Annotated in this window: 18 protein-coding genes and 1 riboswitch; of the genes, 11 read left to right on the plus strand and 7 right to left on the minus strand. The window is 48.1% G+C overall.

Going from position 1 to position 19,327, the window contains the following annotated elements; all coding sequences use genetic code 11:
- Nucleotides 1-19: 19 nt before the first annotated feature.
- The gene (locus ABEQ74_RS11070; RefSeq protein WP_430122238.1) at nucleotides 20-544 is read left to right on the plus strand and encodes a phosphatase PAP2 family protein; all 525 of its coding nucleotides are present in this window, start codon (nucleotides 20-22) and stop codon (nucleotides 542-544) included.
- A gap of 232 nt (nucleotides 545-776) precedes the next feature.
- A complete protein-coding gene (locus tag ABEQ74_RS11075) occupies nucleotides 777-2,849 on the plus strand; it encodes a serine hydrolase domain-containing protein (RefSeq protein WP_430122239.1) in 2,073 nt (690 codons plus the stop codon).
- Between the two features lie 462 nt (nucleotides 2,850-3,311).
- Here ABEQ74_RS11075 and speB read toward each other — a convergent pair whose 3' ends face one another.
- Nucleotides 3,312-4,181: an agmatinase gene (speB, locus tag ABEQ74_RS11080; protein WP_430122240.1), complete on the minus strand. Its 870-nt coding sequence runs from the start codon at nucleotides 4,179-4,181 to the stop codon at nucleotides 3,312-3,314.
- Nucleotides 4,182-4,199: 18 nt separating this feature from the next.
- Nucleotides 4,200-5,027, minus strand: a complete 828-nt coding sequence (gene speE, locus ABEQ74_RS11085) for a polyamine aminopropyltransferase (RefSeq protein WP_053490655.1) — start codon at nucleotides 5,025-5,027, stop codon at nucleotides 4,200-4,202.
- 332 nt (nucleotides 5,028-5,359) lie between these two features.
- On the opposite strand from speE, the gene ABEQ74_RS11090 reads away from it, so the two are divergent.
- Nucleotides 5,360-7,420, plus strand: coding sequence for a transglycosylase domain-containing protein (locus tag ABEQ74_RS11090; RefSeq protein WP_430122241.1), 2,061 nt, complete (start codon nucleotides 5,360-5,362; stop codon nucleotides 7,418-7,420).
- A gap of 105 nt (nucleotides 7,421-7,525) precedes the next feature.
- Here the strand turns inward: ABEQ74_RS11090 and ABEQ74_RS11095 are convergent, their stop codons facing one another.
- Complete coding sequence (locus tag ABEQ74_RS11095; RefSeq protein ID WP_430122242.1) at nucleotides 7,526-8,404, minus strand: hypothetical protein; 879 nt, start codon at nucleotides 8,402-8,404, stop codon at nucleotides 7,526-7,528.
- Nucleotides 8,405-8,754: 350 nt separating this feature from the next.
- On the opposite strand from ABEQ74_RS11095, the gene ABEQ74_RS11100 reads away from it, so the two are divergent.
- Entirely contained in the window at nucleotides 8,755-9,924 is a 1,170-nt protein-coding gene (locus ABEQ74_RS11100) for a stalk domain-containing protein (RefSeq protein WP_430122243.1), read from the plus strand.
- A gap of 132 nt (nucleotides 9,925-10,056) precedes the next feature.
- Here the strand turns inward: ABEQ74_RS11100 and ABEQ74_RS11105 are convergent, their stop codons facing one another.
- On the minus strand, nucleotides 10,057-10,575 hold the full coding sequence (locus ABEQ74_RS11105) for a YwhD family protein (protein WP_430122244.1): 519 nt from the start codon (nucleotides 10,573-10,575) through the stop codon (nucleotides 10,057-10,059).
- Between the two features lie 149 nt (nucleotides 10,576-10,724).
- Here ABEQ74_RS11105 and ABEQ74_RS11110 point away from each other — a divergent pair, with 149 nt between their 5' ends.
- The 5 genes from ABEQ74_RS11110 to ABEQ74_RS11130 all read left to right on the plus strand — a co-directional run bounded on the left by ABEQ74_RS11110 (nucleotide 10,725) and on the right by ABEQ74_RS11130 (nucleotide 15,907).
- Complete coding sequence (locus ABEQ74_RS11110) at nucleotides 10,725-12,716, plus strand: M1 family metallopeptidase (protein WP_430122245.1); 1,992 nt, start codon at nucleotides 10,725-10,727, stop codon at nucleotides 12,714-12,716.
- 11 nt (nucleotides 12,717-12,727) lie between these two features.
- Nucleotides 12,728-13,555: a hypothetical protein gene (locus ABEQ74_RS11115; protein WP_430122246.1), complete on the plus strand. Its 828-nt coding sequence runs from the start codon at nucleotides 12,728-12,730 to the stop codon at nucleotides 13,553-13,555.
- A gap of 335 nt (nucleotides 13,556-13,890) precedes the next feature.
- A riboswitch (cyclic di-AMP (ydaO/yuaA leader) is annotated at nucleotides 13,891-14,029 on the plus strand.
- A gap of 4 nt (nucleotides 14,030-14,033) precedes the next feature.
- Nucleotides 14,034-14,507, plus strand: a complete 474-nt coding sequence (locus ABEQ74_RS11120) for a C40 family peptidase (RefSeq protein WP_430122247.1) — start codon at nucleotides 14,034-14,036, stop codon at nucleotides 14,505-14,507.
- A 372-nt stretch (nucleotides 14,508-14,879) separates the two neighbouring features.
- Entirely contained in the window at nucleotides 14,880-15,389 is a 510-nt protein-coding gene (locus tag ABEQ74_RS11125; protein WP_430122263.1) for a GNAT family N-acetyltransferase, read from the plus strand.
- A 161-nt stretch (nucleotides 15,390-15,550) separates the two neighbouring features.
- Nucleotides 15,551-15,907, plus strand: coding sequence for a c-type cytochrome (locus ABEQ74_RS11130; protein WP_430122248.1), 357 nt, complete (start codon nucleotides 15,551-15,553; stop codon nucleotides 15,905-15,907).
- Nucleotides 15,908-16,012: 105 nt separating this feature from the next.
- Here the strand turns inward: ABEQ74_RS11130 and ABEQ74_RS11135 are convergent, their stop codons facing one another.
- Nucleotides 16,013-16,324: a 4a-hydroxytetrahydrobiopterin dehydratase gene (locus ABEQ74_RS11135; protein WP_430122249.1), complete on the minus strand. Its 312-nt coding sequence runs from the start codon at nucleotides 16,322-16,324 to the stop codon at nucleotides 16,013-16,015.
- A 106-nt stretch (nucleotides 16,325-16,430) separates the two neighbouring features.
- Nucleotides 16,431-16,724: a hypothetical protein gene (locus tag ABEQ74_RS11140; protein WP_430122264.1), complete on the minus strand. Its 294-nt coding sequence runs from the start codon at nucleotides 16,722-16,724 to the stop codon at nucleotides 16,431-16,433.
- Between the two features lie 190 nt (nucleotides 16,725-16,914).
- Here ABEQ74_RS11140 and motA point away from each other — a divergent pair, with 190 nt between their 5' ends.
- Nucleotides 16,915-17,715 carry a flagellar motor stator protein MotA gene (gene motA, locus ABEQ74_RS11145; RefSeq protein WP_430122250.1) on the plus strand — a complete coding sequence of 267 codons (801 nt, stop codon included), beginning with the start codon at nucleotides 16,915-16,917 and terminating at the stop codon, nucleotides 17,713-17,715.
- Nucleotides 17,699-18,505: a flagellar motor protein MotB gene (locus tag ABEQ74_RS11150; protein WP_430122251.1), complete on the plus strand. Its 807-nt coding sequence runs from the start codon at nucleotides 17,699-17,701 to the stop codon at nucleotides 18,503-18,505. The genes motA and ABEQ74_RS11150 overlap by 17 nt, the downstream gene beginning before the upstream one ends.
- Nucleotides 18,506-18,622: 117 nt before the next feature.
- Here ABEQ74_RS11150 and rluF read toward each other — a convergent pair whose 3' ends face one another.
- Complete coding sequence (gene rluF / locus ABEQ74_RS11155) at nucleotides 18,623-19,324, minus strand: 23S rRNA pseudouridine(2604) synthase RluF (RefSeq protein ID WP_430122252.1); 702 nt, start codon at nucleotides 19,322-19,324, stop codon at nucleotides 18,623-18,625.
- Between the last annotated feature and the right edge of the window lie 3 nt (nucleotides 19,325-19,327).

The following is a 19,327-nucleotide window of genomic DNA, read 5'->3' on the forward strand; positions in this document are numbered from 1 at the left end:
GTGAGGTGTTCTGTTCACAATGATTACTCGTTCAGTGGAATGGCTGCAGCAACATGACCACCTTATCTTCCGCTGGTTAAACCGCAAGATCCGCAACAAAACGGTGGATTCGATGCTCTCGCTGGTCACCCATATGGGGGGTGCTCTCTTTACCATTGTGCTGACACTCTCGATTGCATTTTTTGCACCCGAGCCATGGAGGACGATGGGGTGGCAAAGCTTTATTGCCCTCTCCCTCAGCTTTCTGGTTACTGCACTTATCAAAAAGAAGATGCGGCGCATCAGACCTTACCTGGCGCTCGAAAAAGTCAGGTTTGAGAAAAAACCGATGAAGGACCACTCTTTTCCTTCCGGACACTCAACGGCCATATTTTCTATCGTGACCCCGTTTCTGTTTATAACGCCTTGGTTGTCACTGCTCCTACTTCTGCTGGCGCTTACGGTCAGTCTGTCTCGCATATATCTCGGCTTCCACTATCCTTCGGATTGTTTGGCCGGTTGTTTTGTCGGAACCACATCAGCACTGCTGATAGTGCTTAGTTAAGAAAACCAGGTATCTCCACATAGCCTTGATGCTGTGAGGGGGTGCCTGGTTTTTTTCTATGGGTATTTTTAAGCCGCACACATCCTCTCTAACCCGCTCCACTAAAGGAGTTACACACTCTTGCTACATATGCTGCTCTAACAAACTCATGGAAATTTTCAAGAAAGTTTGAACCATATCGGTTGGTAAAACGTACTAACTATTACATTCACCATAAGGAGGTAATGATTAATTGAGGAAAAGACGATCAAGATTTCTCACCGCCCTTCTGGCAGTCACACTGGTTCTTCCATCCAGCGTCATGGCAGCAGATAACAGCCATGTTGCCGCTGCGAACCAGGATCTGCAGAAAACCGCCGCAGAAAAAGCGAAGCTGCTCACCGAGACGTATGGGACAACTAGCGTGCAATATGCCCTCATCGACCACGGTCAAATTACCGTATCTGGGCAAGCAGGCGTCAATGATATCGAAGGAAAGATCCCGTTGACAAAAGATACGATGTACGGCATCGGCTCCACAAGTAAAGTATTCACCGCCGCTGCGGTTATGAAATTAGTAGATGAAGGAAAAATCAATCTGGATACGCCTCTGGTTCAGTACATACCGGAATTCAAGATGAAAGATGAGCGCTATACCAAAATCACACCGCGCATGCTGCTCAACCATTCCTCCGGACTGCAAGGCTCAAGCTTGAATAATGCTTTCCTGTTCGAAGACAATGATTCTCATGCACATGATACGCTGCTGAAGCAGCTGTCCACCCAGAACCTGAAAGCAGACCCAGGTGCATTCTCGGTCTACTGTAACGATGGCTTCACACTTGCAGAGATTCTGGTAGAGAAAGTAAGTGGCAAGGATTTTACCGCATTCATTCATCAAAATTTTACCGAGCCGCTTGATATGGATCACACCAAGACATCTCAGGATACTTTAAAGTCAAACGAAATGGCAGGCCTGTACTTCCCTACATATCAAGGGCAACTGCCTAACGAAACCGTCAACGTGATCGGAACCGGCGGCATCTATTCTACGGCGGAAGACCTGGTGCAATTCGCGCAGATCTTCACCGGAGAGGCGAAAGGCATCCTATCCGACAAATCCGTTAAAGCCATGGAGCAAGAGGAATATAAAAAGGGACTGTGGCCCGAAGATGCTGATAACTCGTTCGATTACGGCCTTGGCTGGGACAGCGTAAGACTGTACCCTTTTAATCAATATGATATGAAAGCTGTAACCAAAGGCGGCGATACCATTCTGAATCACGCTTCACTCGTTGTTCTGCCTGAGCAAAACATGGCCGCTGCCGTGTTATCTTCCGGTGGTTCCAGCTTAACCAACCAACTGCTTGCCAACGATATTCTGCTAAATGCACTCAAGCAAAAAGGCGAGATCAAGGAAATCAAGCCAGACAAATCATTCGGCGAACCGATTAGGGCCGATATGCCAAACGACATCGCACAATTTGCCGGTTACTATGGAGCGACGGGTCAGCAGATGAAAGTCGACATCAAGAACGGCGACCTGACCATTACCGTACCGATGATGCCGGAGTACCCTGCTGAGAAATATGTATATACAGCCGATGGAACGTTTGTCAGTCCAGATGGCAGCGCCAAGGTCAGCTTCGTCAAAGAAAGTAATGACCGCATCTATATATGGGTAAGACAATATATGTCCATGCCTGGATTGGGACAGATAGCGTTATCCCATTATACTGCCGAGAAATTGGAAGCGAACCCTCTGTCCAATGACATCGCCGCTGCTTGGAACAAGCGTGAAGGTGAAACGTTCTATCCGTTAAACGAGAAATTCACATCGCTCATGTACCTTATCACGAAACCGACCGTGGTGATTAGCAGCAAGAACGGCCTGGAAGGCTATACGAGCGAGAAGAAGATCATCGATGCGGATACCGCTGTAAGCCAGCATCAGATTCCGGCTATGGCCGGCCGCGATACATCCGAATTCCATTTCTATAAGGAAAAAGGCGTAGAATATCTCGAAGCTGCAGGTTCCCTGTTTGTAAGCGGCAAGAATGTAAAGCCGCTGTATAAAGGAAAAAAATCTACCGTTACTCTGCAAGCCGACGGCTATGCGAAATGGTATACCATCCCGAAACAATCTGCAGGCAAGACGATGACCGTAGCCCTGCCAGCCCAAGGCGCATTCGTTGTATATGACGAGGCAGGCACGGCAGTTAACTACAGCTTAATCAGCGGCTCTAACGAGGTAAAACTCCCGGCTAATGGAGCCGTAGTATTTGCCGGCGCCCCTGGCTCCGCATTCGATATCGCCCTGAAATAAAAAAAAGGAAGCATCCCCCGATAGCCGTTAGGCTTAGACAAGGGATGCTTCCTTTTTCTTTACAGCCGAGGGCGAAGCAACGGCTGCACACCCGCACACGAAAAAGCAGCCCAGCCCCGATAGCCGCAGGCTTAGGTAGGGAGGGCTTGCTTTTTCAATCCAGCCGCGGGGTGAAGCCGCGGCTGACAGGCGCCCACGCGAAAAAGCAGCCATCCCCGATAGCCGTTAGGCTTAGGTAGGGAAGGCTTGCTTTTTCAGTAGCAGCCGCGAGGTGAAACTGCGGCTGCACACGAGTCGCACCCAAGGCCACGAGGACGTCCCCGCAGGGGAGGACGAGGATGGCCGGGCACAAGCACCAGCCCCGCTCCCATCCTCACACCAACGCCGAGCACCAACATTCCGGGTGTCCAGAGGGCAGCGCCCTTGGGGCCCTCCCTGGCAGGGAGGGTTTGGGTGGGTGGACTACTTAACGAATCCCAACAACATCTCACGAATCAGCTTCGCAGCCACAATCTGGGTCTGCTCCGTCGGATCATAGATCGGCGCCACTTCCACGAGATCACAGCCTACAACATTCACATCAGAAGCCGCAATGAGGTGTACCGCCTCCAGCAGTTCCTTCGACGTGATGCCACCGGCTTCAGCTGTACCGGTACCCGGTGCTGCTGAAGGATCAAGCACATCGATGTCGATAGTAACGTAGACCGGACGATTACCCATGGAAGGCAGGGCTTCCTTAAGAGGAGCCGCCACTTCGAACGGATAGAAATTGATGTTCTCGCGTCCATACTGGAACTCCTCGCGGGAGCCGGAACGGATACCGAACTGATAAATATTTTTGCCGCCCATAATACCCGCCGCTTTGCGGACCGGCGTGGAGTGGGACAATGGCTCTCCCTCATAATGCTCGCGCAGGTCAGCATGGGCATCAATATGGATCAGAATGAGATCAGGATACTTCTCATACACCTTCTGAATAATCGGCCAGGATACGAGGTGCTCGCCGCCAAGCCCGATCGGGAATTTCCCGTCATCCAGCAGCTTGCCTACATAATCGCCAATCACATCAAGACTGCGGCCGGCATTGCCGAAAGGCAGCATCAGGTCGCCTGCATCGAAATACGTCATGTCTTCGATACTTTTATCCAAGTACGGACTGTATTCCTCCAAGCCTACGGACGCCTGGCGAATACGAGCCGGGCCGAAGCGGGAGCCGGGACGGTAACTAACCGTGAAATCCATCGGCATGCCGTAAATGACCGCCTTGGACCCTTCATAATCCTCGGAGCTCAAAATAAACACGTTGCCGGAGTAACCTTGATCCAGTTTCATCAGTTTATACGCTCCTCCTTATTTCACCAGGTCTTCAACAAATTTAGGCAGCACGAATGCAGCTTTGTGCAGGCGAGGCGAATAGTATTTTGTATCCATCTCATCAATCTTGGACTCATCCACTTCAAGCGGATCATACGTTTTGCTGCCCATCGTAAAGGTCCACAGACCGCTCGGGTAAGTTGGAATGTTGGCTCCATATACGCGTACGATCGGGAAGATTTCCTTCACATCTTTGTTAACCTGCTGAATCAGGTCTGCCTTAAACCAAGGGTTATCTGTTTGCGCTACGAAAATACCGTCTTCCTTCAGCGCCTCATAGATGCCTTGGTAGAATCCGCGTTCAAACAATGGAGCAGCCGGGCCAACAGGCTCGGTGGAATCCACCATAATCACGTCGTATTCATTCTTATGCTCAATAATATGCATATATCCGTCATTAACCAGCACTTCAACCTTCGGATCGTCCAGTTTACCCGCGATCTCAGGGAGGTACTGTTTGGAGTATTCAATTACTTTTCCGTCAATCTCAACAAGCACAGCCTTCTCTACGCCCGGGTGCTTGATCACTTCACGAATGACACCGCCGTCACCGCCGCCGACAACAAGTACCTTCTTCGGATTTGGATGCGTGTTTAGCGCAGGGTGAGCGACCATCTCATGATAGACGAATTCATCCTTAATTGTAGTCATAACCATCCCGTCTAGAACGAGCATGCGCCCGAATTCCTCGGTATCGATCATATCCAGTTGTTGAAACTCCGTCTTCTCATGTACAAACGTTTCCCGGATTTTAGCCGTAATACCAAAAGTCGGGGTTTGCTTCTCTGTGTACCATAATTCCATCGTCTCTACCTTCTTTCCGCTAGAATAATGTTCAGCCGTCCAGATCCAAGCCGTAAAACTTTATTCGGGGCAGGTGCCTTTAGCTTACAGTTTCACACTTTTCCTATTGTACCAAACAAATTGTATTATATTAAATCAAGCCCAAAATGCAACCAAAAGTTGCCGCCTAGACGAACGATCACCAAAACATCCCCTCTTCGATGAATATCCTACTCTCTGAAATCCCATACTATATAGAAAAGAAAGGAAAATAAGGGCGGCGGATTTCCCTCCGTGCCTGACTGTGTGCAGCCCTGCTTTTTTATACAAAAAGGATTGGAAGGAGAACTCAGATGCCGGGACACAAAAAATCAACCAAGCGCAAACGTCGTTTCGTCCGGCTCACTGCATTTTTGTTCACACTCCTCTGTGTTTCCATCATCGCTGGCGGCATTCTGCTCGCCTACCTATTTATTACACCACTGCCTGTTGCGGAAACATCCCGCTACTCTCGTCTGCTTGATAGCCGAGGTGACCTTATAGCTACCTTCTCTGCCACCGGACACACCTCTGAACAAGTAAGCTTGGCCAATATATCGCCTTCTCTGGTTCAGGCCACTCTGGCGGTCGAAGACCGGAAATTTTATGATCATCCGGGTTTTGATATAAAAGGTATGGCTAGGGCTCTCCTGGTCAATCTGCAGCATATGGACCGCAAACAGGGAGCAAGCACATTAACCCAGCAGCTCGCGCGAAACCTATACCTGTCTCATGAAAAAACGTGGACTCGCAAACTCAAGGAGGCCAAATTCACCGCCCAGCTTGAGATGAAATATACGAAAGACCAAATTCTTGAAATGTATCTGAACGAAATCTATTACGGCCACGGGGCTTATGGCATTGAATCGGCATCCCTGCTTTACTTCGGCAAGTCGGCGAAGAATCTGACCCTAGCCGAAAGTGCAATGCTAGCCGGCATTCCGAAAGGGCCTACATATTACTCGCCTTACAATCATATGGACAACGCCATCAAAAGGCAGCATATTGTCCTGAATGCCATGGCAGAGACCGGATTCATCACGGAGGCCGAGGCGAAAAAAGCCACATCGACCAAGCTCGCTCTGCTCCCGCAAGACCGACAGGAGAACAAGGTGATTGCTTCCTATTTCCGGGACTATGTCCGAGGACTTGTCACCAAACAGCTGAATATAACAGAGCAGCAGCTCGAACAAGGCGGACTTAACATCTATACGACGCTGGACCCGCAGGCTCAGAAAGCAGCCGAAGAAGCGGTTGCCGGGGGCATGGACAGCAAGAGCGAGCTGGAGACGGCCCTCGTATCCATCGATCCCCGAAACGGCCACATCAAAGCCTTGGTTGGCGGAAAGAACTACCGGGAGAATCAATATAATCATGCTTTAGCTAGAACGAGGCAGCCTGGCTCATCGTTTAAACCTATTATGTACTTGACGGCTATTGCATCCAAAGATATGACGAGCACCAGCGTATTTAACAGCCAGCCTACGCTGTTTCATTACGATAACAACCGAAAGACTTACCAGCCCAGCAACTTCGGCGATAAATATTTAGGGGAAATCCCCATGCGTGAGGCCATTGCTGCCTCGGATAATATATACGCCGTGAATACGATAATGAAGATCGGTCCCGAGAAAGTCGCCGATATGGCGAAGAAGATGGGCATTACCAGCCCACTGGAGCCCGTTCCTTCCCTTGCTCTGGGGACCTCGCCCATCAGCCCGCTGGAAATGGCCTCTGCTTATGCCGTGATGGCCAACAACGGGAAGCGTGTTCCCCCTGTTGCCGTGCTGAGCATTACAGATGCTGCCGGCCGCATATTGTATACGGCTCCCGATGATACAGGCGAACAAGTGGTGGAGCCTGCAGCAGCTTACGTGATGACTCGCATGATGGAGGGAGTATTCGAGACAGGCGGCACAGGCAACCGCGTATCTTCTCTGATGAAACGTCCGGTTGCCGGAAAGACAGGGACGACCGACACAGATGCCTGGCTCGTGGGTTATACTCCCGAACTGTCGACGGCCGTATGGGTTGGATATGACAAGGGACGAGAAATCAACAAAATCGATGGACGCCGGGCAGCACCCATCTTCGCACAGTATACGGAGAAAGCCTTGGAGAATGTGCCACCCAAAATTTTTCCGATTCCGAATCAGGTCATCAGTACTTATGTTGATCCAAAGACCGGCAAGCTTGCAGGTGCAGACTGTCCAGACAAGATACTGGAGGTCTTTGTAAAGGGCACGGAGCCTACCGAGTATTGTGATGAACACGGAAACGGTGAACCCGCGAAGAAGGAAGAACCTGCCGAGTCCACCGAAAAACAGGAAGAACGCTCCTGGTGGAAGGATTTCAAACGGTGGTGGGTCGAGTAAAGCCGGGAGATCCCGCCATGGTCGCCCCCTAAAAACAGCAAGCTCCTGTTTCGGGTCTTACCCGCAGGAGCCTGCTGTTTTTTTCATTATACATATTAAGTTTCCTTATAGAGGAGCAAATATAGATTCAATCACGGAACTGCCCATAAGCGAAAGCACCAGCATCGATGCGGCATATACCAGTAGGATCGCATACATGGGGTCAAGGCCGCCAGTCACTCTTCTCTTATAGCTGGTCATAACAAATAACGGTACGGTCATCACCGTGCATATGAACGTTAGAAGGATAATCATCTTCGAGATATTGCCATTCATAATCAAGCATATAAAGCTGACCACATACAGGACAATGAATACGGGCAGCATCGAGCCAAACCGCGTCATGACTTCTTTGAGCTTCACAGCGGGGTTAAACGACAGCTTGATTGCAGCGAAGATAAAGAGATTCAGCAAGATTACAAATATCGAAATCGACATGACGGGCTTCAGGAAGTGATCCGCGAATGTGCCTTGAGAAACTCCTCCCCATTCATGCTGAGTCGCAGCGTACATCGCGAGCGGTAAGAGCAAGACGTAAAGCATCATGGATACGATCGCATATAGAAACTGACTCTTTTCGATTGCGGCAGCTGCACGGAAAGGATGTCTTAACCCTTTGAGAAAATAATCTCCGTATAGCTGTCCGTACAATTTCAAGCTGGTCCAATAAGGATTCGCTTTAACTGCCTCCTCTGAATACTGCCGGCTTGCCGTAAGGACCGGGATATCCGGCGGTGTGTACATAGGCAGAACAGATTCGTCCCCGGATACCTGGGGCCTCTCGCCTCTGCCGCTGACATTTTGCCTGACACGATGGATTTGAGGCGCTGCTCCTTGCTCTGGCAGGGCGGGTATTACGGAAGTGTCCTGTGTTATTAGTCTTGCCCCGCACTTTTTGCAATACTTTCCATCTTCAGTTTCATATCGGCATATTGGACAAGTCATACTCCGGCCCCCTTAGTTATACGCATCTGCAAATTGAAGGATAGGTATTAGAACATGTTCACATTCGAAACGAAACGCTTGGCCCACAACAAGATGCCTGAGCTGTTGGAAGATTTGAGCCGCAGGTATCCCTCATCACGAATTTACATCTTTTTGCTAATAGTATAAGTTGGACTGTTATGAAATGGAAGGAATTTCTGATGCTGACCAGCATTCGACCACGGCTCTAATTTTTTCGACACCTGGTTTACTGCGGTCATTTTTTTACCTGATATCGTGTTTTGATGAAACATTTCCCATTTTATAGTCGTTTATATAAGCGAGACTGAAAACAAGAAGGAGGAAATGACATGAAATCCAGGCAACTCATCAAAATCGCAGGTACCGCTTCCCTAGCCATGACATTAATGCTCACGTCTTCATCTTTTAGTACGATTCCTGCTCACGCAGCAGCCTCCTCCGCGTCACAGAGCAAGACGACATGGAGTGTGCTGGATGTAAAGCATAAACCTTATTTGAATAAAGGCGTCGTATTCATTCCACTGAAAGAAGTTTCAGAGCAGCTCCAGCTGCAGCTGACGGTTTCGGGTAAACATGATCTGTATATTAACAGTCCTACGCAATCTGTCCGCATCATCATTGGACAATCGCGGGCTGTCCCTGCCAAGGGAACTGCTCTAAAGCTCGAGGCACCTCCGGTGGTGAAGAAAGGTGTGACTTACGTTCCGGCCAGTCTGATTACGAAGGCCTTCGGTATACCGCTGAAGTATGACAGTAAATCCGGTCTGCGAACGACCTTTAATTCTTGGTCAAGCTATGCCGCCACTTCCCAAGCCAATATGCTGTTCTGGCTGAATAAAGAGAACGGGATGCTATCCATGGGTAAAGCCGGGACAACACCTGTTCAAGTAGGCACAGTGCCAGTTGAGGATATGGATATCGTCACCTTAAATGCACATCAGGTCAATTCCAGCACCTATGTTCTCAACTTGTCCAATTACTACGGCGAGCCTCATATTCACGAAGGAAGATACCGGCTGCTCATTCGGGACAACAAAATCTTGAAACAAACGAAAACCACTCACTCCAATTTTGCCGGAATTAACTACAATAAGGATCAGCTCGGCTATAAAGGTCTGATTGCCATGATGAACGGCAGCACGCTGGAGCTGGTTCATCCGACCGGGAAAACCGTTAAAACATATGATCTGGCTGCGCTCACAGGCGTGGATGACCATTTTGTTGTAGAGGCCATTGAAGCGGACTTCCTGCTCGTGCGCTCGTATAAACAAGCCGTGCTGTATGCTGTGCATCCTTCGGCGAATAAGGCCGAGTTGATTTATCCTGAAATTGTGGATGAAGAGAGCCAAAAGATGATTGAAGAGTATCCATCGAATGAGGTCGGCTATTTCGGAGACGGATTGACCTATACAGGGTATACCAGCGGTAAGCTTCATTTCGACTTCAAGAACCCGGTTTTAGGAAAAAGCGAGAAATACACCTATACCCTTCCTTTCTAAAGAGTTTCGTCATGAAGGGCTGCGCTTAGATAGGCGATTCAGCTGGCCGTTCGATAATTCCCCAAAAAAAACAGGCAGGATTCGATATGCGAATCCTGCCTGTTCTATATGCGGTTTATGATCTGCCTAAAATTATTCCGCTGTCTGAAGTGCTTGCTTGAACTCTTCAGGCGAAGCATTCCACCATTCCTCGTTGCGTGAGATCAACAGCTCGCGCAGAGCTTTCTTCTCTACGTCGCCTAAACCGTCCAGAATGATCTTACGTTTCATCGCGGCATCCATTTTATTCACATGATCGGCGAGAATCTTCCATCCACGGCGGGCCTCCTGGTCAATCCACATTTCGCATGCGGTCATGCCTGCATAATGCTGCCCTTCGGCGGTACGATCCACAGCCACCCATACGATCCAGACTTGGCGTCCGTTAGGCACTTCATCCCGATTCATGCTGAACCGGATCCCCTTCTCTACCTTGCTCTTCGCATGCATGGCTCCAATATCAACTCTTGCCTCGCCTTGATCAATTATGACTGGCGACAAACTGTTCAGATCGATGGAGCCTGAGCCAAATCCTTTATGCTTACTTTTACTATTAATAATATTCAAAGCAATTGGCTTTTTGGCACCTTGCTTCTGTTCTCCGTTCTCCACTGCTGCCGACCTCCTATATAAGAGCCGATTCGAACTTATCGGCTGCTGAATTGTTAACCTTTGTCCCATTAATTTTATTTTAACTAATAATCCTCCAAAAGCAAACATATACATGCACTAGATGCTTGTCAACGGGAGGTTGTTCGATTATGGTCCCACCACGTGCCAAAGTCTTTCTATCATCCTTGCTAGCCATAGGCTTGCTTGCAGGATCGATGCCGATATTTCTAAATCCGGGGTCCTCAGCGTCTGTGCTTGCTCCGAATATGGGCAAGCCCCCTGTCTCTGCCGTCGAGAAGGCTCCGCTCTCACCGCCTAAAGCACAGCCTGCACATCCGGCTCCGGCCTTAAGCGACAGGCAGGTGGAATATCATATGGATGTTCGGTACGAGCCCGAGGAGAACAAACTGAAGGGAAAACAGACACTCACTTGGACTCACCCAGGCAAAAAAAGTGTAAATGAGCTGTACTTTCACCTGTATCCCAATGCTTTTGCTTCGAATGAAACGACCTTTATGAAAGAGTCTGGCGGAAGACTTCGCTCGGACCCGATGCCAGCGGATGGATACGGATCCATGACCATTACTAGCGTGAAAACAACCGAAGGTATGGTCCTGACTCATCGTCTTCAATTCGTCCAGCCCGATGACGGCAACATTAAGGACCGCAGCCTTGCCAAACTCCGATTACCCAAACCTATCAAAGGCGGAGAAAGTATTACAATTAATATGGAGTTTGAAGTGGAGCTCCCCAAAATATTCGCACGCATGGGGTCCACAGATAATTTTATTATGGCAGGCCAATGGTTTCCTAAAATTTCAGTCTATGAACCGGTTGGTCTTCGCGGAAGAGCCGAGGAAGGGTGGAATCTCCACCAATATCATGGCAACTCCGAGTTTTATTCCAACTTCGGCATTTACAGCGTCCGCATTCGGGTCCCTGACAACTATATCGTAGCCGCCACCGGTTTCCCGACCAAACCTATCCAGAAGTCAGGCGGAGAACATATTTATCATTTCTATGCTGATGATGTACATGATTTCGCCTGGTCAGCCTCGCCTAACTTTATCACGGCAGAAGAAGCGTTCTCTGCTCCAGGCGTGCCGGGCGTCCGCATCAAGCTGTATCTGGACCCCTTGCACAAAGACTTAAAGGACCGTTATTTTGATGCTGCCCAGTCGGCGCTCGCTTCGTTTGGAAAATGGTACGGGACCTATCCTTATTCCACGTTATCGATTGTCGTTCCGCCAGCGTCGGGCAACGGCGCGGGCGGTATGGAATACCCTACATTGATCACGGCCTTTGGCGCCAAGAATGATTCTCCGGGATATGAGCTGGAACGGACGGTTATCCATGAGATCGCCCATCAGTATTTTTACGGCATGGTTGCAAGTAATGAATTTGAAGAAGCATGGCTGGACGAGGCCTTTGCAACCTATGCAGAAGAGAGAGTAATGGAGAAGGAATACGGCATTACCTCGAACACCGCTGCTCAAGGAGCGTCGATTACCTCTCCTGCACCACTGAAAATGGAATCCTGGAAATACAATTCTCATGAACATTACGCGCTGAATGTTTACACGCGGGGGAAACTGGTGCTGCAAGGTATCGAACGACTGGTCGGACCTCAGAAGATGGAGAAGATTCTATACACCTATGCCCAGAAATACCGCTTCAAGCATCCAACTACATCCGACTTCCAAAAAGTCGTGGAGCAAGTGAGCAAGACCTCCTGGCAATCGTATTTTGACCAATATGTATATGGAAGCCAAATGGCCGATGTCGCCATTGATGTGATCAAAACCAAAAATACAGGCTCAGCGGATCAACCCCGCTATGAATCGACGGTCAAAATTACGAGCAAGGATGGAGATATCACCAATGTACCTATCGTGTTCGCTTTTGAGGATGGCAAAACCGTGGAACGTACCTGGAGCGGCAAGAACGGTAAAGTAACCTACACCTTGGAGTACAGCACTCCGCTTGCCTGGGCTATGGTTGATCCGAAATACTCCATCGTCCTGGAGAACAAACATATCAATAACTTTATGAAGGCACAAATGGATCCAAAGGTGGTTACACGCTGGAATCTCAGCATTGCCAAACTTGTGGAAACGCTGTTTAGCAGCCTGTCATGGTGAGGGGGGAGCGTATGAAAAGTTATGCAAGCCAGGGGTGGATCAGTGTTAAAGATCAGTTATACGTCTCCATTCTACTGTTCTTATACCGGTTGCTGTGGGGATACTGCTTATATCGACTTGTTAAATCGGCGGTCGTGCCCCTGTTGATGCGATATCCGGATTCCGCTCCTAATGAGCTAAGCCGCCTATTATTCTTCTATGAAGGGGAGATGAGTTTATCTCTAAGCAACACGGTCCACACCTATGGATGGCTTCTAGCCGGGTTGCTCCTGATTCGGATGATCCTCACGCCGCTTATTCGGGCGGGTATCTTCTATAATCTTCACCAGGAGGCCAAGGGCGAACGGGGGTTGTTCTTTTTCATCGGCATGCGGAAATTATGGAAACCAGTGGCTCTCTTCTATGTTGTCGAGCTCATTCTCACCTTCGTGCCTGGTTACTGGATACTTCCCAAAGTTCTTCCTATATTACTGAGCGGTGTCAAAGAGCCCATTTTGCTGCTTCATGCTCTGCCCTATGCGGCAGGCTGGTTCCTGTTTGCCTATTTGATTCGCCTGCTCTTGCTTTATATACAATTCGGTCTTACGAGTGAGTCGGGTATGATTAGCTCTATGCTCGCCCTCGTCCGCCGGTCGGGTACAGCAGTGTTGTTATCCATCTCCATTGGAGGATCGGCCTTTGTCATCCTTCTGCTCCTAAGCTCGGCCTCTATTTTCTGGGCAGGTCTGATCGGCTTAATCATTCAGCAGGCCTCCTATTTCTTAAATGGGTTGTTCCAAATTTGGGTAATTTCCGCTCAATATCATGTATGGAAAGATGCAACCTTGGATTCTCCCTAAATCATTCCAGGTGTGTTCCTAACATGTCGATTATATGTTGTCATCCGAAACTTATATCTTCTTCATCGCTATAAATTTACAAATTTTAAGAGGTGATTTTTCCTCTATATAACAATTTATAAGAGCCAAATCACAAAAAAACCTGTTTCCGGACGTCCGGGACAGGTTTTTTGTTTAGAAATAGACACTTCCTCGTTTGCCAAATTGTTAATACTCTGCTAAAATAACGAATATGTTAGTAACAACTTTGTCATCTTTACTGTAACCTTTTGCTGTAACTATGTAATTTTGTTAACGATGTTGGAACATCAAACGTCAATGAATGGGTTCATCAACATTTTAAGGAGCCGAATTCCCATATGAATTGGGAAGCGGGGGATCCGTTTTGGGTGAATTGATCTCGCAAGAGAGGGATCATAGGGGACCTTCAACCGAACCCTTAAGCTAACCTCGCAGGCAATGGAAGGAGCACTTTGTTTTGAAAAAGAAGCTAGCGGCCGTATCTTTAGGCCTGGCACTTGCACTCACATTAGGGACCGGAAGCGCTTTCGCCGATTCTAAATTAAATACTGCAATCAAACCAGTCATTGGTGTCTCTTATAAAACAGGTGGGACTACAACAAGTGGTTTCGACTGCTCCGGTTTCACCAGCTATGTCTACAAGAAACTTGGTCTAAGCTTGCCGCGTACGTCTACTGCCCAATACAAAGTAGGTACCGCAGTATCCAAGAGTAATCTGAAAGCTGGCGATCTGGTATTCTTCAATACGTCCGGAAGAGGGATATCCCATGTAGGTGTTTATGTAGGAGATGGCAAGTTCGCTCATTCCTCAACTTCGCGCGGTGTAATGATCAGTCCGTTAAGTCAGAGCTACTATGCCAAGCGTTACGTAGGTGCCAAAAGAGTCATGAGTCAAAGTACGTATAAATCTGTAGCTGCGAACTACAATTAAATTTTATGAACTTGTTCTTAAGTACTTACATGAAGCCCTGGTAAATGAGATTGTGCCGATCTCATCCAGCGGCTTTTTCTTTTGTCTTCTTGCTGTCTATACCTCTATAACGTTTGATGTTGCAAAAAAGTTTCCACTTCCCACAAAAAAATATACATTCTTTTTTAAGATTGAGAAATTACTATGGGATAAACCTCTTATTCTTTATTTACCCTCCCCCTCAGTCATCAAACACCCTAGTGGAAAAAAATTGATAAACTCAAATCCCCCTTAGCAAATGCCCTTGATTGTAGACACCACTTATTGTCTGATACACTGCTCTTATATAAAAAATGAGTGCAGGTTATACCTTCCATAGATCAGTTAAGGAGGATCACGGATATGGACATAACACCAACTTCTTTCCGAACCGTTATCATGACAGAAGAACATTCAAAGATGATATGCTCATGGGTTTATCCCCCTCCTTACAATATCTACGGCTTTCTTCCCTGGGAGCAAATGAAGGGATTGGAAATAGAGTTTGGAGATGCAAATATTCGCCAGGAGCAGTACATATCCGTCCTTGATGACAAGGGATCACTCTGGGGGTTCGCCCAGCTGTTTCCTATGCATGAAGTTACACGAATCGGACTTGGCATGCGGCCTGATTGGTGTGGTCATGGAATGGGTAAACGGTTCATGGAAGCTATTGTAGCGGAAGCGGTGCATAGACGTCCCACTGATGAAATCGATCTGGAAGTGATGACCTGGAATGTACGTGCGATTCGCGCCTACGAGCAGGCGGGCTTCTCCATCACTGACACATACGAGCGTGCTACCCCGACGGGAAAGGCTCTTTTTCACTGTATGGTGTATGAGGCAGCCCCTAATGAGGAATAGTATTTTTGTCTATAGGAAAAAGCACAATTTTGTGTACTTTTTATGAAGCAGCAGTGGATCGTTGCTTTTTTTGTCACAACTGGCTATGCTGTCTATCGATGTTGGTTTATAATGGAGACAAGTGCAAAAGTGGAGTATACATAGAAAGGGACGATATGACGATGCAAAAATGGATCATGGGCGGATTGTTCTTCGTCGCATGTTTGTTGGCTGTTACGCTGATGTTTACGCTCCCAGGCAAGGAGCAGGTAGCTCAGGAAGAGAAGCCGACCATGCCGGAAGTGACTTTGGATGCGGGCGCAGCAGAGGCTACAGTGAAGGCTAGCTGCATTAGCTGTCACGGCGACCAGCTTCAAGGCGGCGTTGGACCAGCTTTGAATCAAGTAGGCGGACATATGGATGCGGATGCGATCTTCAACGTGGTGACCAAAGGTCGTAAGGGAATGCCTTCCTTTAAAGATCAACTCAAGCCTGAAGAAATCGCAAACATCGCGCTTTACCTTGCGGAGAAAAAATAAATCAGCTTATAACGCCAAAAACACGCTTGAACCTGGTCATTCTTCCGGGCACAAGCGTGTTTTTCATATTTTAGAATCTTAGGTCACAGGATCGCTCCCCGTCTATTACGCCGATGGGCCGTCATTGGAGCGGCTTTTCTCATATACTTCATTAAACTGCTGCGCTTCCTTGATATCCACGGCCGTAATTCCACCGTCGTCCCATGAGGTAAGACGCAGGGTAACGACTTTATAATCTATTGTGATGTAGGGGTGATGTCCGAAAGCTTCCGAAATAGCTGCCACTTCATCAACAAAAGCGATTCCCTTCATGAAGGAGGAAAAGGTATACTTTCGTATAATCCATCTTCCTTGTTCAAATTCCCAACCCTCAAGCTTTTCCAGATGAGCCTCTACTTCTTGCTGCGTATAAAGCATCTTTTATCTTCCTCCCCGAAAAAAACCTATCATTTAGCCGACATATAGATACGGGCTTCTGTCATCTCGTTTAATCTGCCCGGTTTCTGTTCATAACTGGAGCGGGTTACACCAAAGCCACAAAGGCCAGCTCTTCTTCACCAATCAAAATATGTATTCGATGGTTACTCTGATCATGCATAACAACGCCGCTGCCGACCTGAATCACCGGTTCTGTGCCCAAGGCATAGAACAAATCCTCTGCCAGCGCTTCATGAACCTCGTTTCGCTCGGCCTCGCCTAAATTGCCCCAGTCTTCCGCTTCCATTTCAAAAAAAACATAACTGTCAGATATCCGTCCGACCGCTTCAGTCAAATCTGTCAAAATCTCACCGTAATCTCTTCCATGCTTCACACCCATTTCGATCACTCCTTTCCTTGCCGTGCTAAGCTTCATTCCCCATACTTCCATTATACCGGAAATTACAACTAAAAAAAAAAGCCCGATCTGACGATAAATAGGATAACGCCCTGTAAAAGGCCCCGGTTCTTGACGAGAGCCGCTTCTACGAATGGATTCGTTATTTTATTTCTCATGGATGAGGTGTGGTATGGAAATTTCAACAATTATAGGCTTAATTCTCGGTATCGTTGCGGTACTGGTGGGCATGATTCTGAAAGGCGCCTCCCTTCTCGCTTTGTATAATCCGGCAGCCTACGTCATCATTCTTGCCGGTACAGCAGCAACCTTATTCATCGGGTTCCCGCTTTCCGAGTTGAAAAAGATTCCGAAGCTGGTCAAAATGACGTTTGTCAAACAGAGTCTGATGGACAAAACGGACATGATCAAGCTGTTTATGGAATGGGCTTCGATTACACGCCGCGAAGGACTCCTGGCTTTGGAAACGAAAGTTGATGAAATCGATGACAGCTTCCTTCGTAACGGGATGCGCATGATCATCGATGGCAACGATCAGGAATTCGTGCGCGACGTATTAATGGAAGACATCAATGCTACAGAAGAGCGCCATCGCTCCGGCGCACTGATCTTCTCGCAAGCCGGTATGTATGCACCTTCTCTGGGGGTACTTGGTGCCGTTATCGGTTTGATCGCTGCACTCTCCCATATGGAGGATATGGGCGAACTGGCCATGGCCATCGGGGCTGCGTTCATCGCTACCTTGCTCGGTATCTTCACGGGTTATGTTATCTGTCACCCTATTGCGAACAAACTCAGGCGTCTATCCAAGCGCGAAGTTGAAATTCGTTTGATGATGGTTGAAGGCTTGCTGTCCATTCAGTCAGGTGTATCCACCATTGCAATCAATCAGAAGCTCTCCGTGTTCTTGACACCATCCGAACGTGCAGAGCTCAGTGAGAGGGAGGCTGGTGCTAGTGAGCAAGAAGACTAGACACGAGCCGCATGAGGAACATGCCGACGAGTCTTGGCTGCTTCCCTATGCCGACCTGCTGACACTGCTTCTCGCCCTGTTCCTTGTACTGTATGCCATGAGCGCAACGGATGCACGCAAGTTCGAGGAAATGAGCGCAGCGTTTAGCGTTGCTCTTACCAGCGGAACCGGCGTACTGGACTACAACAAAACAGAACCCAGTGATAGCCCGCCTGATATTAAAGATTATAAATCTTCGACGCCAGCCATTCCAAAATCAACGCCTGATCAACGACGGGCAGAGCTCATGCGTCAAGAGCAAGAGGATCTGGAGCGGCTAAAGAAGCAGCTTGATAATTATATTAAGAACAGTGGTTTAACCTCGGAGCTCAGTACCGAGTTAAACCATTCTCAGCTCGTGATTACGATACGGGATAATGCCTTGTTCCCTTCGGGCGAAGCTGTAGTAAAACCGGAAGCCCGTAAACTGGCTAAAGCCATATCGCAAATGCTGCACAAATTCCCGGATTATGAAATCGTTGTATCAGGCCATACGGACAATGTTCCTATCTCCAACAGCCGATATCCGTCAAACTGGGATTTGAGCTCCGACCGAGCCTTGCAGTTCTTGAAAATATTGCTCCTAAACTCGGAACTTGATCCTAAACGGTTTATGCCAATCGGTTATGGGGAATACCATCCGATTGCCGATAATGCCACTCCCGCTGGAAGAGCAAAGAATCGCAGGGTAGAAGTATCCATCCTACGTAAATACCAGGATAGTGCTACTTTCACCAGCGTTAATGACTAAACGCAGATAACTCCTTCAGACTATAACACACCATAAACAACCGATGCATCTGGCTCGTACAGATGACATCGGTTGTTTATTATGTAAATATATTCGCTAATTCCATTCTGGTTATTCTTATTCCAGCTTGTAGTTCAATAGCTGACCAAGCTCTTCCTTCTCGCGGTCGCTTAGATCGCGCCAAGAGCCGATTCGTTGATTGCCAAGCCGGATATTCATGATCCGGATTCGCTGCAGCTTACGAACCTCATACCCAAAGGCGCTGCACATTCTACGGATTTGTCGATTTTTCCCCTCCGTCAGGATGATCCGAAATACGCGCTCGGACATACGTGTAATCTTGCACGGAAGCGTCATCTCTCCCAAGATTCTTACACCGCTAGCCATGCCGTTAAGAAAGGACTCTGTTACCGGGCGGTCCACCGTCACGATATATTCCTTCTCATGCTTTCCTTCAGATCGGAGGATCTTATTCACGATGTCTCCATCATTCGTTAACAAGATCAACCCTTCCGAGTCCTTGTCCAAACGCCCTATGGGGAAAATACGCTCTTTATGCCCTACAAAGTCCACGATATTCCCCTTAATATGCGATTCAGTAGTGCTCGTAATGCCTACCGGCTTATTGAGAGCAATATACACATGCTTCTTCTTATCCTGAAGCGGTTTTCCATCAATACGGACATCGTCGCCTTCCTCTGCCTGGCTGCCCAGGACAGCTACCACCCCATTAATGGTCACCTTCCCGCTCTCTACCAGTTTATCTGCTTCCCTGCGTGAGCAGTATCCGGTTTCACTGATAAATTTATTGATTCTCAAGAT

The organism is Paenibacillus solani (assembly GCF_050475945.1).
Taxonomy (GTDB): domain Bacteria; phylum Bacillota; class Bacilli; order Paenibacillales; family Paenibacillaceae; genus Paenibacillus_AQ; species Paenibacillus_AQ solani_A.